Genomic DNA, 21,134 nt, shown 5'->3' on the forward strand with positions numbered 1-21,134 from the left:
ACCTAAGCTAACTGTGACTAAATTTTAAATATCAGGTAGACAAAATAAAAATAAGTTTCACGCATTAAAAAAGGTATTTGACTTTGTAAACTACGATAACGGGTAGTAGGTGTAGGTGATGGATAAGCATCTATACCTAAATCTCTAGCCATTAAGACAGCTCGCTTGAGATGTAAAGGATCACTCACAATGAGACACTTAGTAAATTGATGATGGGAAACTATTTCTCCCGCATTTTTAAGATTTTGGTAAGTTGTGCGTGAGAGTGTTTCTGTGAAAATATCTTCTGTTTTTACACCTTGTTCAACAGCGTAGTTTTTACCAACTACCGCTTCAGGAAGTTCATTTTTATCTCCTACTCCACCCGTGAAAATAATCTTACTAACATCGCCTTTTTTATATAAATTAGTGGCGTGATGAATGCGTTCTCGAAACACTGGTGAAGGTGCTGTTTTCCAAACCGCCGCACCCAAGACAATTGCTGCATCTGCCTTCAGATTTGGAGTATGATTGCCATACAAATAAATACTCACAGCAGTAGATGCGATCGCCACCAATAACGCAGACATCAAAGATAGTAAAATAAAAATAAACTTTCTTTTCGTCATTGGTTAATTGTTGACTATTTTAGCCTTCCACTAAATTCCAAAAATAACCATCGGGCGCGACAAAGGAAAAACTTTTCTCCCTAAACTCATTTTCCACAATACTAGTAAATTTTGGCACAGGACTAGCTTTGATGCGATCGCAATATGTTTCAATTCCACGCACCCGATAAGTATAGAGTGACATCCCCAAACTACCAGGCTGTGCAGCTTCAAAGCGTGATTCTAAATTCATGGCATTGGGAAATCGAATCACATATAACCTGCCACTCCGCGCCGCCATTAAGTCAGATTTAGAGGAACGAGGATCATCAAAGGCGGTGACAATAAACTTTTCCCCTGGCTGTAAATCAAAAAGATCCCTCCCAGCTAAAGAAGATTCATAGCTAGTTTCCACATCATCACGCACCCGCAGTAACCCCAAAACATCTTCGTAAAATTTCAGGCTTTCCTTGCTGTCATCTTGAATAATCATCCCCATGTGGGTAAACTGGCTAGTCTGAAAAGCACAAGCGGGGTGAATTGTGCCGTAATTGGGTACGTTGTAACCAAACCTTTGAAACAAAACCTGTCTTGTCAATGGTTGCAATAACAACATTTCTCGCACCCCAACCGCAGGATCAAGAAAAGGACGGCTTTTTCTCTCTTTCTGGTAAATTACTTCCCAGTATGGAGGAGTGTAGCGGATAGCCCGACCTGCGGCTTTGGCTTCCTCGGCATGATTTAAAATAGTTAAGACATCAGCCGTTAAACTAGTAGCCCAACGATTCCCTTTAATTTTCATTGAGGCTAACCCCAACCCTGGATTTGTGGGATTTTGCCACACCATCAAGCGAATCAAACCATGATCTGCATTCTGATGGTACAGGCGAATTGAGCGTAAAGCCGAATTTACCCCATATAATTGATACGCTGCACCAGGGGATAGTTCACCCATTTGCCCAATGCGATAGCCAAACTGTTCCCAGTATTGAATAGCAAAAATCGCATCGGGAACGCCAATACAGACTTCATAGATTCCTTCAATCGCAGTTGTTTGCCCCTGAATCATGCCAAAATTTGAGTTGTAACTGACATATTTTAGAATATTTCCCAGAGATTTTTTTTCGTTCTTTATAGACCAATACAGTTCAGTTAAGAAAACAGTTTGTAGAGAGGACTTTAGTCCTCATCTAAGGACTGAAGTCCTTACTACGAACTTTTCCTTACTTCACAAACACCAAATTTTAGGTTTAACTGAACCGTATTGCTTTATAGACTAGCTTTATTAGCAGTTTTTGTGGTGTTTGAAGATTATCTGCTGTAATTGAGCCAGATTCTATGAAGAAAATATGGCTGAAACCATCAGGTATTTCTGTAATTTTTGAACTATTGATAAATTTGTATTTAGTATCTACCTTGAGTCGAAACTATTGTTGTGTGAAGTGGCATTAAATGTACAATTTTTTCCCCGCCAAGGTATACGCAGAGATTTTTCTCGGATAATTTGCTATGTCCGAAAAATAATTAGGCTCATTTTTAGTGGGAATATGCCGAGGTGGAGATTAAATTAGTAATGTGATTTAAATCTTGGAGAACAGCATGGGCTGATTGATAGCGATCGCCAAAGTGATAACACACCATTTTATCTAAAATTGCTGCTAATTCTGCACTCACTTGTGCGGACTCTCGCCACATCACATTACCTGTATCGGGGTCTAATTGCAGTTCTTGGGGAGATATCCCTGTTAAAGCTTGAATCCCCATCATTCCCACAGCATAGATATCACTAGCTAAACGGGGATGTCCGGCCAATTGTTCTGGTGGTGCATATCCCTTAGTCCCGATGGCGACTGTCGCTAATTCTGTTTCTTCACTGCTTGGTGGCTGCATTAATTTCACCGCACCAAAATCAATTAACACCAATCTACTATCCTTGGTGGATCTAATAATATTGGCTGGTTTAATATCTCGATGAATTACCCGATGCTCATGTACAAAAGCTAAAACTTCTAAAACTTCTTTGAGCATTGATATCACAAATGATTCACTTTTGAGATTCTCTATGGGTGGTAATTCTTCATGTAAAGTATGCCCAGGAATATATTCTTCAATTAAATAGAATTCCTCATCTGTTTCAAAGTAAGCAAACAATGTGGGAATTTGTTGATGTTTACCCAACACTTCTAAAATTTCCGCTTCCGTATTAAATAAGCGACGCGCAACTTGTAAAAATTTAGTGTCTCGACGGGCGGGCATTAATTTTTTCACAACACAACTAGGGTTTCCTGGTCTTTGAGTATCTTGGGCTAAATAAGTTCGCCCAAATCCACCCGCCGCAATTACGGAAGTAATTTGATAGCGACCACCTAATAAAAAATCACCAGTATTTTTTTCGGCATTACTAATAATAGAATTACTATGAGAATGGAGGTCATAAAGGGCTGTGGTTGCTGTAGTTGCTTGGGTTTCTTGCAATAAAACATTTAATTGTTCAATGGCTTCCTGTTGTTTTTCTACTTGCAGCATCATTACTTTAGTTTGCTGCTGTGTTTTGTAGGTTGTGTAAGCCATGACACTCACACTACTCATAATTAAAGCTAAAGCCGGAGGAATTAAAGGCAGCCATCCAGCTTGGAGAAACAACCCCGCACATATTCCTACTAAACCCGCTAAGGTCGCACCACCTACAACTAATAACAATAAAGGATGTCGCAACCGCCAGCCTAAAACACTCCCGACACCTGACCAAGTAGCAATCCAAATTAATTCCACCCAGTCAGGCCAATACCAAATTAATGGTCTTTTATCTAAGACTGTGCTGAGGAGTTGACTAGCTATTTGTGCATGGATAAAAACAGCAGGCGTTCTAGTAGGTTGTTGTGAAGCCGCACTGTAGGGTGTATATAATCCAGGGTGAACACTGCTAGCTGTTGTCCCAATAATTACTAGTTTATCTTTGACCCAATTGGGGTTAACTTGATTTTTCAGGACTTGTGTTAAGGTGACAGTCTGCGCTAAGTGGTCGGGGTGGCGGTAATTTAGTAAAATTTGATACCCACGAGCATTAATATCTTGGTAACTACCAGCATTGGCGGAGAGAATAGGGAAGATAGTTTTGCCGAGATGAAAGTTGTGTTTGGCAAAATCGACTTGAATATCCGCTTGTTCGAGATAGTTAATTGCGACTAAAGCAGCAAAGGAATAAGGTGTGGCACATTTTTGGTCTGTTGGTTCAGCAAATACCAACGCCCGACGAATAATTTGATCTGCTTCACTGTCGGGAACTAAATCACTGTAACCAATATTTTCTGGTGGAAAGTTGGGAGGAGGTGGAATTTCTGACCTTCCCATACTGCTTAATACACAAGTGCTAATAATATTAGAGGGATTTTCTAGCCCTTGACCTAAATTTTTCTGTTGTGGTCGGTAAATATTTAGACCAATGACACGGGGTTGATAGGTTTCTAATTTAGCTAAGAGTTGGTTAATGGTGGTATCAGGAAGCGGCCATTTTGTTTGGGCTAAGTCTTCCTCAGTAATTGTTACTACTAAAATGCGGGGATCTGGTGATTCTATAGGACGCGATCGCAACATCTGATCATAGGCTTTTAACTCCCAAGATTGCAACCATTTCAACTCCCGACTACCCCAAACTACAGCCGTTACCCCCAAACTTGTCACTAAAATTATCCGCCACCAGTGCTGACGAAAACTGGTGTCTCGGTAACTTCTATCCTTAATCAAGACACTTTGGAGTCTGTTAAAAATGCGACTAATCACAGCGTTGGAAAAGTAGCCTGAATTGGGAATTGGGCATAGGGCATAGGGCATAGGGTATGAATTTCTTGCCTATGCTAGCTGTATTTAATTTAGCAATTTATGGGACATGAGGGATTGGGGATTGGGGACTGGGGACTGGGGACTGGGGACAAAGTAGACAAGGTAGACAAAGTAGACAAGGTAGAGTTTATTTCTCAACCCACCACTGACTACTCATTACTCATTACTCAGCACTCACCACGGGCTAAACGCCCCGCTTCCGCTAACAGCACTCACCACTCTTCTCTTGTTGAGAATCTTTCACCTGATTGACTACCGTAGGAGGAAGTTCACTAGAAGGTGTAAATGAGTCTATCTGAGACTGTTCACCACCATCACTAAAATAAGTACCAATCATCTTGTCGTAGTTGGACGCAACCGCAAGGAAAGCCCCACCCAATATATAAATAGGCAAGGGGAAAGAAAATCCCTTTAACCAGTCAAACAATTCTGCTAGGGCGAACAACACCAAAAAGCAAGCTAACCAAACCCTCATATTTTTATCCCCTCTGTTTTCGTCACTTCATTTCTAGGGTAAACAGCTTGCATAATACCTGATGTATAGTCTAACTACAATTTAGACATTAAGTATTAGTCAACAATTCCACTAAAGTTATTCTCTTCGAGCCTGTTCTCTCAAAAACGATCAACTGACTCTAGTAATCCCAAAACCTTACCCCTTCTTACATTTGTTTTCTAAATTATTCACGGTACTGGAGCTACAAGCAACCGGGTAAGTCATTAATTTCAAGTAAATATTCGCAATTATGACTATGATGATGTATATTTGTTTAATGTAATAGCTTTTCCTTCTGGAAAGCAAACCGCCGATTTAATTCATCGGTATTGGTCGCTGGTCATCTTATGAAACACGACCGTGCAATTTTTATATCATCAGGCGCATCTGACGTATTCGACACACCATTTGCTATTTTAATCATCAAGGACAAGAATAATATCTTGTCCTTTATTTTTGATGGTGGCTTTTCGTCATCAACAGGAGCTTTTTGGTAATTTTACTCACTGATGCTGGTTGAGGTTTTGTTGTTAGATATTCCGATAATACACTATTTTTGTCGATTTAGTGTATTATTAATTTATGTCTGCCTCTTAAACTGTAGTTATTATAGAATTAATCATCTAAATTAATTACTCACGATTCAAGACATATTGAGCAAGTAGACACTAAATAAACTATAGGAATCATATGTGATTTCTGAAATATACGTAGTGGTATGGCAAGGCTAAAATAGTGTATTAGATGTAGGTTGGGTTGACGTAAGGAAACCCAACATAGATATCAGTGTTGGGTTTCGCTTTGCTCAATCCAACCTACATTTTTTTTGCAACATTTAAGTCTTGCTACGCCACTACACATAATAAAATATGTGCTTTCGTAATACAGATACTTGAGTTAGTAATTTCCTGTCTTTTGCTGTTTATATAATTAAATAATTTATGGCAAGTCAAGAGGATTGCTATATTAATGCTATAAAGACAATAGTAAAGTAGTTATACAAACAATGACTTTCTTTTTTTGTATTCTGTTTAGCAAAATTAATGCTATTTTGGTAACATTCTTGCTGCACAATAAATTAACCAAATATTAAAAACTTTTGTAATTATGATCACAATTTGTAGAAAAAGTTCATCATTATTTCTTTATGGAGATTATACCTATGTTCTTTGGGCAAATTGAAAGAGAAATGTTGTCAGCAGAAATCTATTCCCTGTGGCAGAATCAGCAATTATCAGATAACTTAAATTTACACGCCAATCAAGAACTAGGAAAGCAAGATATCTGGGAATTACATACCCCTGATAGTCAAGTCACACCAGAGTCACAAAAAAAATTAACAATCGCTAAAAGAAATTCAGGTGTAGGGTTTTAAGTTATTAATCTCCTGCACTCCTCATCTTTAGTGTTTCTTAACGCCAATTCCATTCCTAATTTTTTACCAAACCAGAGAAGGAATTAGTATTAATGGCACACCTATTTGAACCGTTCAAGCTTCGTGAAGTCACCTTTCGTAACCGTATTGCCATGTCGCCCATGTGTCAATATTCCAGTACCAATGGATTTGCTAACGACTGGCACTTGGTTCATTTAGCCTCCCGTGCAGTAGGTGGTGCAGGTTTAATTATTACAGAAGCGGCGGCTGTTGAACCTCGCGGCCGAATTACCCCCCAAGATTTGGGAATATGGTCAGATGACCACATTGAATATTTAGCAAAAATTGTGGGATTAATACATAACTTTGGGGCTGTAGCGGGGATTCAATTAGCCCACGCAGGTAGAAAAGCTAGCACAGCTAAACCTAGTCGTGGTGGTAAGGTATTAGATGAATCTCAAGAAGGTTGGCGGCCGATTGTTTCGAGTAGTGCGATCGCCTTTAGTAAAGATAGTCCCATACCAGAAGCCCTCAGTCTAGCAGGCATTCAACAAGTTATTCAAGCTTTTGTCGAAGCCACGCAACGTTCCCTACAAGCAGGCTTTAAAGTTATAGAAATTCACGCAGCCCACGGCTATTTATTACATCAGTTCCTTTCACCCCTAGTCAACCAACGCCAAGATAATTACGGCGGTAGTTTTGAAAATCGGACTCGTCTCCTGCGTGAAGTCGTCACCGCCGTGCGAGAAGTATGGCCGCAGACACATCCCCTATTTGTTCGCATTTCCGCTACAGACTGGATAGATAAAGGCTGGGATATTGAACAGAGTGTTGTTTTGAGTCGAGAATTAAAATCTTTGGGTGTGGATTTAATAGATTGTTCCTCTGGTGCAATTATCCCTGGGATTAATATTCCCGTTAAACCTGGATATCAAACCCAATTTGCTCAACGCATTCGTCAAGACAGCGATATCGCCACGGGTGCAGTCGGCTTAATTACTTCCCCCGAACAAGCAGATAAAATCATTCGCAATGGTGTAGCAGACATAGTGCTTTTAGGAAGGGAACTCCTCCGCAATCCCTACTGGCCTCATGTAGCCGCCAAACAGCTAGGCTATGAGAAACATTGGCCAGTGCAGTATGACCGAGCCTGGTTATGATTTTCTACCGACTTTTAGAGACGCGATTTATCGCGTCTCCCAGAGCAAGTGTTGCGGCAATTAGCTAGATGTTAGGATAAGAGAAAACATTGTAGATATCTCAATAGTATGGATAATGCACTTTTACAACGTATTACTCTGAATCCTTATATCTGTCATGGAAAACCCTGCATTAGAGGACTGCGTTATCCAGTTGAGTTTATTTTAGAATTGCTCAGTTCTGGTATGACTACAGAGCAAATATTAGCAGATTATGATGATTTAGAATCTGAAGATATACTAGCTGTTTTGTTATTTGCAGCTCGACTTAGTCAAGTCAAAAGTATTCATAAAATCGCCTCATGAAATTTCTTGTTGATGCTCAATTACCAGTGCGGCTGGCAAATTTTCTTAAATCATTAAATTACGACACCATTCATACCAGAGACTTACCAGAGCAAAATGCTACATCAGATATTGAAATTAATGCTATATCAATACAGCAAAAGAGAATTTTAATTATCAAAGATTATGATTTTGTTAATTCCTTTTTAACAATTCAGCAACCATATAAATTATTGTTAATCACAACAGGTAATATCAATAACTCGGAACTAGAAAACCTGTTTACAAGTAATATTTCCTCTATAGTTGAACTATTTCAACAGCATTATTACATTGAAATGAGCCGAGAGGCTGTAATTGTGTATCAGTAAATATGAGTTAGCAGATAGAGCGATCGCCTACACTGAAGTATCATCGCACGCCAGTAGTTTAGTAGGGTGCGTCAGTATGAATAATTTTTCAAGGGCTAAACTACAGGGGATGCGATCGCACACAACACAAGAAACACAGACAGGTATGGCTAATTGCGATCGTACTAAAACTCCAGCGTTGCTGAATCAAAGTATGAAATGCAAAAATTACCCTTGTTTTTCTTTGCACCTTTGCGTCTTTGCGCCTACCCTTCGGGTTCTGCGAAGCAGTATGCGTGAGACAATTCATATTCTCAATCAGCAACGCCAAAATTCCTTACGGGGAAACAAGCACGACACGAAAACCAACATAGTTGCTAAATCTGACGGTTGCGTAAGCGTAACTGTGACGAAACGCACTGCGACAGTTTCCTGAGTAGTCCAGCCAAGAACCACCACGCAGTAGTTTATTATTCTTACCATTACCAAGCCATGCACTACCATCATTCGGAGCGTTTAAATAATCATCATGCCACTCATCCTGACACCATTCCCATACATTGCCACACATATCAAATAAACCGAAAGGATTAGCAGGAAATTTCCCCACATCAGTTGTTTGTTGGTAATTGCGATTGTAATTCGCCAAACCCTCAGTAATTAATTCACCAAAGTAAAATGGGGTAGTCGTCCCTGCGCGACAAGCATATTCCCATTCCGCTTCACTGGGTAAACGGTAAATTTTCCCAGTCTTCTGAGATAATCTAGCGCAAAACTCCACAGCATCATTCCAAGAAACCTGTTCTACAGGACGATTAGCACCTTTAAAATGTGATGGCTCAGGATTTAAATTAATATTCACCTTCGCAAAACCAGCAACAGCTTTCCATTGAGCCTGGGTGACGGGAAATTTACCTATGAAGAAGGGTTTAACGGTAACATTATGCTGTGGACTTTCAGACTTAGAGCGTTCTGGCTCATCTTCTGGCGAACCCATCAAGAACTTACCGCCAGGAATCGCCACCATATCTAAAACGACACCATTAACTAAGGTTTCTCTATAGAACTTGTTCTGTTTTCTAATACGTTGAATTTCATGTTTTTTTGTTCTTGAACCTAAGAATCCTATCGATTTTAAGGTAACGATAGCGGTGTCAAATTCAAAAGTCTGAGTTGGAATACCAGGGTTAGATTTAACCTGAGACGCTTCGTGTTGCTTTTGTTGCTGTTGTTGTTGACGTAATCTTTCCGCTTCTCGTTGCTGACGCTGTAATTCGGCTTGTCGTTGTTGTTCCTGACGTAACCTTTCCGCTTCCTGCTGCTGACGCTGTAATTCTGATTGCTGAGGCGGAAACACCCGTGCTTCTATCGCTGCAATATCCTCATCCTTGAGTCCCAAATATTGTTTATAGTCTTGTAAATCCTTTTGCGTTCCCTGACTAAAAGGATATTGTTGTTTTACCGCATCAATTAAAGCTTGTTCATACTCTTGTAACTTCCGTTCATATTCCCGATAGGGTTGCAGAACTTGTGCTTGAATTTCTCTCGCTTCTTCCTCCGATAACCCCAACTCAACGCGCCTTGATTCTAATATTCTCAAAGCAAACACAGAAAAATTACCTTGACTTTGCTGGGCGCGACTCCTAGCTTCTTGCAGATATAATTCCTTATTAACCTCAGATACAACCGTCTGTGGTAATGGTGTTGAGATTGAGATTAAAGCTTGCAGTGCTTCTGTAGCGTTAGCGTAACGCATACTGAAGTGATGACGTACCATTTTAGTTAACACCTCAGCCAAATGATTGCTCACCTGGACTCGATTTTGCCAGATAATCTCACCCGTTTGGCTATCTTCTTCTAATTCTGAAGGTAAAACACCTGTTAAAGCCTGAATAGCCGTCATCCCTAACGCGTAAATATCACTACCAAAACAAGGCTTACCCCGATATTGTTCATAGGACATATAACCAGGTGTGCCAATCACCACGCTAGAATTGACCTCACCTTGACTATTCACCATTAACGTTCCCAGTTCTTTAACTGCACCAAAGTCAATCAAGATAATCTTGCCATCTTGTTGGCGCATTAAGTTTTGGGGTTTGATATCCCGATGAATTACTCCTTGTTGATGAACAAAAGACAAGACTTCTAAAGCATCCTGCAAAAGTTTAGTCACATAACTTTCACTCAGTCGCTTACCAGGGACGATTTCTCGACTCAAATCTTGTCCTTCGACAAACTCCTGCACTATATATAAATTTTGGTCTTGGTTAAAGTGCGCCAGGAGTTGGGGAATTTGAGGATGTTTTCCCAACCTTTCGAGGATAGCGGCTTCTTTCTCAAAAAATTCTATAACACGAGTTGCAGTTTGGTTAGGACGTAGTTGTTTAACAACACACAAAGGTTTGCTGGGTTGAAAATTATCCCTAGCCAGATATGTGACGGCGAAACCACCACCGCCCAATAACCTAATGATTTCGTAGCGTCCCGCCAGTGTGTTCAAGATGAGTATAAACCCTGAGAAGCTGAATAAAGTTTAGTGTAATTGTTTAGGGTTAAATCTGGCAATATGGGAATGGGGCATTGGGCATTGGGAATAGGGCATTGGAGGTTAGGAAAAACTCTACCTTGTCCCCCAGGGCTAAAGTTGCAAGATTCAAAGAGGTAAAAATTGAGGGTAAGCGCGCACAACTTTAGTCAAAAATCTTTGCGCCTTCAACCCAAAATATGTGATTTTTCTTTGCGTCTTTGCGCCTTTGCGTGAGATTTCCTCTTGAAAAATCTGCGACACCAGCGAATGAAACAGCCATACCTTGTCCCCTTCCCTAAATTAAATTCCTGAACTCAAACCCACCCGAAAAGTAAACCCAGGGCTATAAATGCGGTTCACCCGTTCGTATTGTTCGCCGAGTAAATTTTCTAAATAAAATGTCAGTCCTAAACCTTGAGTTAAAGGGATGCGTCCACTTAAATCAAAGTTGACGTAAGAAGGCGAAAAATCTGTATTCTTATCACCTGGATTATTAAACAAAGCCCGGCGAGAACCACTATTATAATTAGCGTATAAATTGGCTTGCCAACCATTCTTTTGATAGCCAATGCCAGCTTGCAAATTAGAATAGGGAATCAAACCTAACTGTAAACCCCTCTCTGTTCCCGTTTTAATTTGGGCATCGGTGTAAGTATAGTTAAAAAACGTTGACCAATTTTTAGTCATCCGCCAACGCAACGCCGCTTCAAACCCATTAGTGTCAACTAAACCAATATTTTGCCACTGTCCTTGAATAATTCCCAGACGATTATCTAAACTGCTACCAAAGTAGGTAAATTGTCCGCTTAAATCTTCAGAAAAATTCACATCTACACCCGCAGTCCAAGATGATCCTGTTTCTGGTTCTAAGTCTGGATTAGATAACCAGCCATGCACTGTATCATATAAATAAAGTTGGTCTAATCCTGGGTTACGTTGTCCCCCCGTCCAGCTACCACGTAAAGCTAAATTCGGAGACATCGCATAACGCATACCCACACTGGGATTGAGATAATTACCAAATTGGGAATCAAAGCTTTGTCTTAAACCTAAATCAACTTGAAAACTATTGGTGATATCCCAAGTGTTGACTGCAAATAAAGCTGTATTTAAAACACTGCGGTTTTCTACTTCATTCAAGGCGATACGGTTGGGACTGGTACTATTGGTAATCCCTTCTAAATCAGTGTTCTTTAAATCTAAACCCCAGCGTAGCCGATTATTAGCTGTTAATTGCCATTCATGATCTACTCTGGCGGTGAGGTTTTGTGTGTCTAACGTACCGGTGCGGTAGAATGTGTTGCCTTGAAAGGCTGTAGGCCCGTAGGTATTAAAATAGTCTTGGTTATAACCCAGTGTAGTAGTCAGTTTAGAACCTTGGGCAAGTTGCGATCGCCAAGATAAACCAATATTTAATCCATCATGGTCTAGCCTATCTCTTTGCAAAGGAAAACCAAAATAAATCAATCCCCGCCGACTACTTAATTTCTTAATATCTAAACTCAAAGTATTCTGCGGATTGAAGTCTACAGCCAAGCTACCAAAATAAGTGCTAGTCGCCGTATCTGCATTGAATAGATTACCGCTAGCATCACGGTTTGCTGCACCTTGCGGAACTTTATAGCGGTTATCAATAAACAGTCTTTCAAAGCTCAAATTATATCTGACATTATCAAACCCACCGCTAAAACTGGTTTGTTGATTATTTAAACTTAAAGAACCAAATTCAGCTGAAGCATTAAACTTTGGTGTGACACTACCTTGTTTAGTGATAATATTCACCACTCCACCAAAAGCTGAAGAACCATATAAAGCCGTAGATGCACCACTAGACAACTCGATTCTTTCAATCGATTCCACTGGAATACTATTTAAATCTGTCGCCCCATGATAAGTATTGACATCATTATTAATCGGTCTACCATTAATCAAAAATACCGACTGATTGATTGAATGTCCCCGATAATATGTCCCTGTATGAATATCTGCACCATGTCCGACATCATTGATAGCAAATCCTGGCATTCTTTTTAAAACATCAGCAACACTAGTTGCACCTTGTTTTTCAATCTCTTCTTTTTCAATAATGTAAGTTGGTGTAGATTGAGGTAAGGAATTTTGCTCCCCGACTACTTCTAAATTAATATCAGATTCCTGTTCGGAAATATTATTATCATCAGCCTCATCTTCTACTGGAATATCTGTTTGGGCAATTTCTTTTATATTTAAAGACTGGATTTCTAATGGCTGAGTTAATAATTTAGCTTCCGTTAAAGGTGTAGTTATTTCACTTAATTGCAGAATATTTGTATTTAAATTTGAGTTAATATCTGATTCATTAACAGTAATTTCTGATGCTAAGACACGCGAACCTAAGAATGCACCCAATAAACTAAAAGGTAGCACCCATAACTCATACTTCATTGAGTTACTCCAAAAATTAAAATGATTATTTGTATTTTTTATTCTCAAGAAAACACTATCGATAAAGTCGAATATATGTCAAGTATTTTTATCTGATTTTTGATTTTAGATATGAATATCTTCGCGTATATTTATTTTTTAAAAGTTTGACATCTTGTCATATATAAATATCCTGACAAATCAAGTTTACTTGAACTTGATATTATTCAGCCAACTGCAAATTAAGTAAGTTATAAAAGCATTAAAATTCAGTTCGTAGTCAGGACTTTAGTCCTGATCAAGTCTCTTCCAAAGGACTGTTCGCGGAGCGTTCCCGTTCGCGTTAGCGTCTCCAAAGGAGAAGGGTAGTCCTTACTACTAACCATAGAGGCTACAAACATAAAAAAGTCCGCGTATATAACTACGCGAACCTTTTACTGTTTCAACCTTCTAATTTAAGAAAAGCTACTTATTTATGGTAAGAGGTGTAATAAACTTTACCACCTGCATCCGGTACAAAGTGACAGCTAACGCAAGAACGCCATAAAGCTTTCCAAATGGGTTCTTCAGACTTACGGTAGTATTCACCCATTACAGGTTTAATCGCCTCAGTGGCCTTGATTAAATTGTAGTGAGGGATATTCAAGAAAATGTGGTGAGCCACATGAGTACCGATATCGTGATGAATGTGGTTGAACAAACCATAATTGCGATCGATACTGGAGATTGCACCCTTGAGGAAAGTCCAATCATCGCCACGATACCAGGGGATATCAGACTCTGTATGATGCAGGAATGTCACCAAATCCAACCAAATCACAAACACAATGTAAGGTGCAGCATAGTATTTAAGTAGCCACATCCAACCCCATTGATAGGTTAAAAAGCCTAATAAACCTACCATACCAATCCAGAGGACAGTGCTAGTAATTACGTCCCATTTTTCAGAAGGTTTAAATAGGGGGCTGTTAGGGGAAAAGTGAGAACCTTCTTTATTAGGAGAACGCTTAAACAAATACACCGGATAGGCAAATAAAAATACATAATATCGGCCTATCTTTTGCAATAAAGGCATCTCCTTATATTGCGATTCCGTCACAGGATACCAGCTTTCATCATTATCGATGTTGCCAGTATTTTTATGATGGGTTCTGTGACTAATCCGCCAACCATGATAGGGAACTAAGATTGGTGTGTGAGACAAATGACCAATTAAATCATTCAGCCATTTGTGTTTAGAAAAAGATTGATGTCCGCAATCATGTCCAACTACAAATAAAGCCCAAAACATTGTTCCTTGCAGTAGCCAAAAAATCGGCCAGAAAAACCAAGAATCAAGATAATGAGCTACAGCATAAAGTAATCCAATAATCAGGATGTCACGGAAGAAATAAAACAGTGACTTACTAACATTAGGTTGAAAACATTCTGCGGGAATAGCAGCTTTCAAATCTTGGAGAGTAAAGGGAAGCGAATTTTGATTCTGAGATGCTTCCTGAATATGGGAATTATCGAAGTTAACAGTCGTTGATTGCACTCTTTTTTTCGGTGGTGATGTAAATGCGGACTAGATTTGAGGAAGAATGAAAATTCGCCTCGGTGATGTTTGCAATGTCAATGTACACGCAAAAAATAATTCTGGCAATTCATTGAGCAATCATATAATCAGAAAATTGCCAGAATATTTATTACCTTATAGCATCATAATCGCACTATATACAGCAGTAAATAGCGCAATTTATTTTCCTGCGTAGTATTCATCAAAAGTCTGATAACCAACATCGGTGACATAAAGTTGACATTGGTTAGTAATTTGCTTCATTAATGGCCAAGAAAACTTAAATTCCTCATGTAAATAATCACCCCAATTTTCTTTAATGCTGCTGTAAGCTAGCCGCAAATTATATGAGGGAATGGCTGTAGAGATATGATGAGGAACGTGGACATTAATGTCATGACAAAGGAATTCTACCCAACGGGGGTAATCACAATGAATCGTACCAAATAACTGTGCCATTGCCTCATTCCACTTATGGGCGACTTTAAAAGGTACGTCTGCATAAGTGTGGTGAACAATAGTGAAGGTACTCATCCAAAAATGATAAACCAACCAAGGGATGAACCAGAACTTAATAAATCCCCAAACACCAGTGGTAGCAATCAGAGTGGGGAAAGCCACTGCTGCAAATATTAAGACTACTGCAACGGAAAGTTTAACACCTGCGCGCTCTTGAGGTTTAAAATTTTGCGGATTAAAATGGACAACTGCCCAATGCCCAATTGAACCAACCCACCAGAGTTTTTTCCGCATAAAAAACTCAAAAGCAAACTGTCTATTTTTATCCCAACTGCTAAATACTTCTGGTCTTATAGGATGCCAAGCATTATCTTCATCTAATTTGTTGGTGTGTTTATGATGATGATTATGTTTAATGCGCCAACTGTGAAAAGGATATATTAAAGGCATCATGAATATATGTCCTACCAAGTCATTTACCCAACGACGTTTAGCAAATGAACGGTGTCCACAATCATGACCAATTACAAAAAAACCTGTTAAAGCGGTTCCTGTAAAAATCCAAGCGAATGGTAATAAAAACCAGGGAGAAATTGTCAAAAAGTAGTAGCCTAAACCCACCATCAAAACATTGATGATTACTTGTGTCCAAGCCTTGCGACGATTTAACTGGAAACATTCCTTGGGTAAGGTTTTGATAATATCTCTCAGCCTTAGTTCGGAATTACCAAGGTCATTCCCTATTTCTTGTGTCTTGATGATTGATGTAGTCATGAAAACCTGAAAAACGAACAGAATCCTCTACAAAGTTACTGAAAAAGTAACTGGCCGCAAAGTTTCTTTACACTAGTCGTTCTGGATTATAGCAATCTCAGTTACGCGATCGCAGCTGGAATTGCATTTTGTTAACTATTTCTGAAGCAATTCCCAAAATTACTAGTCATTAGTTTATGGATAAAAACTAATGACTAGTAATTAATGACTTATTGCTTTTTGTCTGCAAGTTTAATATTGGTAGCTAAACCAAACACTTGCAACAATTGAATTGTCATCCAAGTTAAGTCAATTTCCCACCATTCCAAACCATGACGAGCTGAATATTGGAAAGCATGGTGGTTATTGTGCCAACCTTCACCAAAGACTAACACGGCTACCCACCAACAATTAGTAGAGTTATCGCCAGATTCATGAGTGCGATAACCAAATTTGTGAGTAGCACTGTTCACCAACCAAGTACAGTGGTAAACCCAAACAATGCGAACAAAAATGCCCCAAACTACGAAAGACCAGCCGCCCAGATACAACAGCAATAAGCCTAGAGCCACCTGAATAAGAATAAAATATTTCTGTAAAAACTGATAAACTGGGTCTTCGGCAATATCTTTGGTAAAACGAGGAACATCAACGTGGGCAGGACAGTGATAAATCAGCCAACCAATATGACTCCACCAGAAACCTTTATTGGAATCATGGGGATCTGGGTCAGTATCGGAATGTAAGTGATGAATACGATGTGTCCCCACCCACTCGATAGGCCCTCCTTGACAGGCGAGAGTTCCAAACAACACCAGGATGTATTCCAACCACTTGGGAGTCTGAAAACTGCGGTGGGTAACAAGGCGATGAAAGCCTAAAGTGATGCCCAAACCACCAGTAATCCAGTACAGCAAGAAAGCTACACCAACAGCCGCCCAGTTAGTGTTACCAGGGACAAAGGCAAACAATGCGCCGATGTGTAGCCCAAGGAAAAATAGGGTATTTACCCAATTGAGTTGAGGTTTAGTTGAAGTAGCAATTGTCATGCAATAACCTGTATTGAAATTGTTCAGCCTAATCTGCGCGAACCCAAAATCCGCAATCTATAAATTTTTTGTTAACGAGGAAGCAATGAACAGCTTAGAACAGCTGCGGCAAGCAGAACACGCACTGTTAGAGATTTTTTCTGGTATTGACGCTCAGGTCAAGCATAATTTGAAAAGAGTGCTGGAGGCCTTTCGGAATCAGCGTGTAGGGGCGCACCACTTTGCAGGTGTGAGTGGTTACGGTCACGATGATTTAGGTAGAGAAACTTTAGATAAAGTTTTTGCGGAGGTAATGGGGGCTGAGGCGGCAGCTGTGCGAGTGCAGTTTGTTTCGGGAACTCATGCGATCGCTTGCGCTTTATTTGGTGTCCTCCGTCCTGGGGATGAAATGCTAGCAGTGGTCGGTTCTCCCTACGATACGCTTGAAGAAGTCATTGGTTTACGTGGCCAAGGTCAAGGCTCTCTTATTGAGTTTGGCATAAAATACCGCCAACTGGAGCTAACACCACAAGGAACTGTAGATTGGGAAGCTTTAAGCACTAGCGTTACTGATAACACGCGTTTAGTGTTAATTCAGCGTTCCTGTGGCTATTCTTGGCGACCAAGTTTATTAATTAACGATATAGAAAAGATTGTACATCTAGTTAAGCAACAAAATCCTCACACCGTTTGTTTTGTCGATAACTGTTATGGGGAATTTATCGACATCCAAGAACCCACCCATGTCGGGGCTGATTTAATGGCGGGGTCATTAATTAAAAATCCTGGTGGTACTATCGTCACGGCCGGGGGTTATGTTGCTGGGCGTGCCGATTTAGTAGAAGCTGCCGCCTGTCGCCTGACTGCACCAGGCATTGGCAGTTATGGCGGTGCGACCTTCGACCAAAATCGGCTGCTATTCCAAGGGTTATTTTTATCGCCGCAGATGGTAGGAGAGGCGATGAAAGGGACTTATCTGACTGGTTATGTATTTGACAAATTGGGATATCCCGTGAATCCTGCCCCCCTTGCGCCCCGTGGGGATGTGATTCAAGCGATTAAATTGGGTTCAGCGAAAAAATTAATTGCTTTTTGTAAGGCGATCCAACAACATTCTCCCGTTGGTTCTTACCTTGACCCTGTACCCGATGCCATGCCGGGATATGAGAGTCAGGTGGTGATGGCTGGGGGGACGTTTATTGAGGGGAGTACCTTGGAATTTTCGGCGGATGGGCCTTTGCGTGAACCTTATGTGGTGTATTGCCAAGGGGGGACTCACTGGACTCATGTGGCGATCGCACTTGAGGCGGCGATTGACGCGGTGGGGAGGGTTTAAGAAAAGCTCACGCAAAGGCGCAAAGACGCAAAGGATTTAAGAGGTTCTTTGCGTCTTGGTTGTGAGGTTTTAAAGGTTATTTACGACTCTGGAGATGCCATCTTTGATTAAGAAAGACCCAAAGTTAATAAGTAACCCAAGGTGTTTATTGGCAAGGCGAAGGTATGTCAGTAGTTGCTTTTTGTGTACGGGGTGGATTGTTTCTACAGATTTGAGTTCAACAATGACTTTATCCTCAACTATTAAGTCGGCTCGAAAACCTTCTTCTAAATGCACACCTTCATAAACTACTGGAATAGCCTTTTGCCTAACCACTTTTAATTCCCGTCTCTCCAACTCATAAGCAAGCACTGCCTCATATACAGATTCCAACAACCCCGGCCCCAACTTTGTGTGAATCTTATAAGCAGCGTCAACAATCTCCTTAGCGATCTCATTCTCCATCATCTCCTCTTCCTTCTTTGCGTCTTTGCGCCTTTGCGTGAGGCATCACTCCGGCAACCTATACTGCCCAACGATCCGCTTGGCAAACTCCGGCACATGAGCTTCCAACTTCTCAGGATGATTCCGCTTCACATACAAATAATTCCGTGTGAAGTGCGAATCCATCGAGAACCGCGCATACTCCAAACCTTTGGGGCCAATTTTATCAATCACCACCCCCATCAGTTTTGCTACCCACATCGGCAAAGTCACAGCTTTGTCATAAGCAGTTATCCCCTGCTGTACAGCCTCTTTCCGATTCCCTTCAGACATCACAGGCTGAGTGTCTAACTGGTCTTTGACTAACTCCAGCATTTCTTTCCCTGTATCATTGCGTACAAGAATCCATTGCCAGCCAAAGGGCGCGCCCATATAACCGACGACTAAATCCGCTAAAGAGTTGACGTAATCAAAGCAACTCATACAAGATGGCGCAAAGATATCTTTGAGTTGGTTAGTTTTTAAGCCAAAGAAGGGAACTTTCTCAATTGAACCATCTTCATGCTTGAAGTGAATGCGGAAGTCTTGCATGAATTCGTAATGTACCACTGTCTGTGGCGATCGGCTGGTGGTTTCTAAGAATTTTTGCAGTCCGGCACGGGTAACGTTATCTACGCACGGTGTACCTAAAACATAGAGTTTCTCTAAACCTAGTTTTTTTTCTACCGCCCTGAGTGCTTGGATTTGGCAACCCACACCAATTACCAATAATCGCTTCATCCCCGATTGTTCTACCTGTTCCAATATGGAAAGGTTGGGGGAAAGGGTAGGTTTATTTACCCTCGCTGCTAGTATTTCTTCTGGGGTACGGGCAATTACAGGTACGGGTTGGAAGCGGTCTTCTTTGCTGTTTTGGACACAGACAACACCTTCGACTAGTCCACGGTTGAGCATTTCTATGGCTATGGTGCTAACAATCCCTGTCCATTGTGCGCCTTCGATGGGTTGTTGTTTCCGCGCCGCCATCATCTCTTGATGCACGCCAAAGTATAGTTCATCGGGGTTATCGAGATGGCGAGAACGGGTGTGTGCTTGTGCTTCTAAGGTATCTATCTGTTGGGTGATAAAAGCACAGGCTTCCTTGACATAGTGAATGTAGTATGTATCGCACAGTCCGCACTCGCTGCATAGTTCTTTAGCAGGACGACGGCTACCAGGTTTGAGGGCTTTTGCCTTTTGATGAGGGAAACGCGGAGTCATATTAAGCGCAATTTGTTATCTCAAAATTTAAGATAGCGGAAGCTTGCACTTTACACAAAGTTTAAAAGTAAGATGCGATATTTCCTTATTTGTAACGAGGGTGTAACAAGATTTATTAGCTTAAATTTAGATAGTCTCAAATGTGTATTTAAATTGACATACAAGGAAATTAAATGCTAAGTATCTTTCAAACTGCGAAAAGATTTATCTCTACCATCTTGGTTACTCTAATTGTTGTAACCAGCACCTTAACAATATTGCCATCTTCCGCTAGGGCAGAAGGTAATTTAGTAGAAGGAAATCTAGTAAAAGTAGGAGATGTAACATTTCTAAAATGTGAAGGAAAGGATTGCGGAAATATGATGTCATTCGCTGTGGGTGCTATTTCTGGTAGTGCAATCACACTTATGGCTTCAGGTGATACAGCAACACTAGCCGCAGTTGGGGCGACAATCGGACACGCAGCTATAGCAACAGTAGCTCCATTGGCTGTAGTAGCACCAACGGTTGCTGCCGCAGCACCGGTTTTAGTTCCAGTTGCAGCTACCGCAGCAGCCGGTTATGGTGCTTATAAGCTATGGAAATCTGTAAGTGACGACCATATGACAGTGCCTGAAAAATAACATAAGTTTTATCTATATTTACGTAGTCATTTTAGACCTCCCATAATATTATGGGGGGTTTTCTTTCATACAGATAAAAAGAAAACTTATGTTTGGGAGAACTTGAAAAAGAGAAATTGGATAATTTATTTTCTGGAAGTCCCTAATCATAAGCGCGATCGCCTACCATTCCCTTTACCGTGTTAACCCCACACTAGCTTGATTGTTAATGACAGGCTAGTGGCTGCATTCCAGTAATCACACTAGTTTATCTTCTTGTTGGTTAAAATATATAATCCTTTATAGGTATTGACATCTGCCAAATTGTAATTAATCTTATTGCAAATTTTCACAAAAAGTTATAAATTATTAATTTGTAGGGGAAAAATAATCTCGAAAAATAGATTCTAACTGAGTAAAGATTACCCGAAGTCACAAAGACTTCACTTCATACAACCCTTATACAGTTTGAGAGATATGTTTTTGTTTGGTAAAGAAAAGCTCTACACACACACAAGAGCATTGGTTAAGCTAAAAATGTATCTGTCATGACTGTATCTATTAATCATGATTATTACTTGTGTATGGAATCACAGCTAGTTGTAAACTACCACAAGGATAATTGATTAGTAGTGAATTAATTCACCATC

The 21,134-nt window shown here is 40.3% G+C and carries 17 protein-coding genes; 6 read left to right on the forward strand and 11 right to left on the reverse strand.

Annotated features, from left to right (window positions below; all coding sequences use genetic code 11):
• Positions 1-17: 17 nt before the first annotated feature.
• The 4 genes from CLI64_RS08220 to CLI64_RS08235 all read right to left on the reverse strand — a co-directional run bounded on the left by CLI64_RS08220 (position 18) and on the right by CLI64_RS08235 (position 4,902).
• The gene (locus CLI64_RS08220; protein WP_103136758.1) at positions 18-608 is read right to left on the reverse strand and encodes a YdcF family protein; all 591 of its coding nucleotides are present in this window, start codon (positions 606-608) and stop codon (positions 18-20) included.
• Between the two features lie 19 nt (positions 609-627).
• Entirely contained in the window at positions 628-1,656 is a 1,029-nt protein-coding gene (locus tag CLI64_RS08225) for a VOC family protein (protein WP_103136759.1), read from the reverse strand.
• Between the two features lie 467 nt (positions 1,657-2,123).
• Positions 2,124-4,367, reverse strand: a complete 2,244-nt coding sequence (locus tag CLI64_RS08230; protein WP_103140640.1) for a CHASE2 domain-containing protein — start codon at positions 4,365-4,367, stop codon at positions 2,124-2,126.
• A gap of 262 nt (positions 4,368-4,629) precedes the next feature.
• On the reverse strand, positions 4,630-4,902 hold the full coding sequence (locus CLI64_RS08235; RefSeq protein ID WP_103136760.1) for a hypothetical protein: 273 nt from the start codon (positions 4,900-4,902) through the stop codon (positions 4,630-4,632).
• 1,183 nt (positions 4,903-6,085) lie between these two features.
• Here CLI64_RS08235 and CLI64_RS08240 point away from each other — a divergent pair.
• The 4 genes from CLI64_RS08240 to CLI64_RS08255 all read left to right on the forward strand — a co-directional run bounded on the left by CLI64_RS08240 (position 6,086) and on the right by CLI64_RS08255 (position 8,153).
• The gene (locus CLI64_RS08240) at positions 6,086-6,298 is read left to right on the forward strand and encodes a hypothetical protein (protein ID WP_103136761.1); all 213 of its coding nucleotides are present in this window, start codon (positions 6,086-6,088) and stop codon (positions 6,296-6,298) included.
• Between the two features lie 92 nt (positions 6,299-6,390).
• Entirely contained in the window at positions 6,391-7,458 is a 1,068-nt protein-coding gene (gene namA / locus CLI64_RS08245) for an NADPH dehydrogenase NamA (protein WP_103136762.1), read from the forward strand.
• A gap of 108 nt (positions 7,459-7,566) precedes the next feature.
• Complete coding sequence (locus CLI64_RS08250; protein ID WP_103136763.1) at positions 7,567-7,803, forward strand: DUF433 domain-containing protein; 237 nt, start codon at positions 7,567-7,569, stop codon at positions 7,801-7,803.
• Complete coding sequence (locus CLI64_RS08255; protein ID WP_103136764.1) at positions 7,800-8,153, forward strand: DUF5615 family PIN-like protein; 354 nt, start codon at positions 7,800-7,802, stop codon at positions 8,151-8,153. The genes CLI64_RS08250 and CLI64_RS08255 overlap by 4 nt, the downstream gene beginning before the upstream one ends.
• Before the next feature lie 316 nt (positions 8,154-8,469).
• On the opposite strand, the gene CLI64_RS08260 is transcribed toward CLI64_RS08255, so the two are convergent.
• The 5 genes from CLI64_RS08260 to CLI64_RS08280 form a co-directional block, all read right to left on the reverse strand.
• Positions 8,470-10,635 (reverse strand): SUMF1/EgtB/PvdO family nonheme iron enzyme, encoded by a 2,166-nt coding sequence (locus CLI64_RS08260; RefSeq protein WP_103136765.1) that lies wholly within the window; start codon positions 10,633-10,635, stop codon positions 8,470-8,472.
• Positions 10,636-10,962: 327 nt separating this feature from the next.
• Positions 10,963-13,086 carry a TonB-dependent siderophore receptor gene (locus CLI64_RS08265; RefSeq protein ID WP_103136766.1) on the reverse strand — a complete coding sequence of 708 codons (2,124 nt, stop codon included), beginning with the start codon at positions 13,084-13,086 and terminating at the stop codon, positions 10,963-10,965.
• Between the two features lie 448 nt (positions 13,087-13,534).
• Positions 13,535-14,602, reverse strand: coding sequence for a fatty acid desaturase (locus CLI64_RS08270; RefSeq protein ID WP_103136767.1), 1,068 nt, complete (start codon positions 14,600-14,602; stop codon positions 13,535-13,537).
• Positions 14,603-14,803: 201 nt separating this feature from the next.
• The gene (locus CLI64_RS08275; RefSeq protein WP_103136768.1) at positions 14,804-15,856 is read right to left on the reverse strand and encodes a fatty acid desaturase; all 1,053 of its coding nucleotides are present in this window, start codon (positions 15,854-15,856) and stop codon (positions 14,804-14,806) included.
• Between the two features lie 209 nt (positions 15,857-16,065).
• On the reverse strand, positions 16,066-16,884 hold the full coding sequence (locus tag CLI64_RS08280; RefSeq protein WP_103136769.1) for an acyl-CoA desaturase: 819 nt from the start codon (positions 16,882-16,884) through the stop codon (positions 16,066-16,068).
• 85 nt (positions 16,885-16,969) lie between these two features.
• Between CLI64_RS08280 and CLI64_RS08285 the strand changes: the two genes are divergently transcribed.
• The gene (locus CLI64_RS08285; RefSeq protein WP_103136770.1) at positions 16,970-18,199 is read left to right on the forward strand and encodes a methionine gamma-lyase family protein; all 1,230 of its coding nucleotides are present in this window, start codon (positions 16,970-16,972) and stop codon (positions 18,197-18,199) included.
• Positions 18,200-18,268: 69 nt separating this feature from the next.
• On the opposite strand, the gene CLI64_RS08290 is transcribed toward CLI64_RS08285, so the two are convergent.
• Both CLI64_RS08290 and CLI64_RS08295 read right to left on the reverse strand, forming a co-directional pair.
• A complete protein-coding gene (locus CLI64_RS08290; protein ID WP_103136771.1) occupies positions 18,269-18,646 on the reverse strand; it encodes a GxxExxY protein in 378 nt (125 codons plus the stop codon).
• Between the two features lie 42 nt (positions 18,647-18,688).
• Entirely contained in the window at positions 18,689-19,882 is a 1,194-nt protein-coding gene (locus tag CLI64_RS08295; protein ID WP_103136772.1) for a Coenzyme F420 hydrogenase/dehydrogenase, beta subunit C-terminal domain, read from the reverse strand.
• A 173-nt stretch (positions 19,883-20,055) separates the two neighbouring features.
• Between CLI64_RS08295 and CLI64_RS08300 the strand changes: the two genes are divergently transcribed.
• Positions 20,056-20,505: a hypothetical protein gene (locus CLI64_RS08300; protein ID WP_103136773.1), complete on the forward strand. Its 450-nt coding sequence runs from the start codon at positions 20,056-20,058 to the stop codon at positions 20,503-20,505.
• Positions 20,506-21,134 lie beyond the last annotated feature (629 nt).

The sequence above is a fragment of the Nostoc sp. CENA543 genome (assembly GCF_002896875.1).
Lineage (GTDB): Bacteria > Cyanobacteriota > Cyanobacteriia > Cyanobacteriales > Nostocaceae > Trichormus.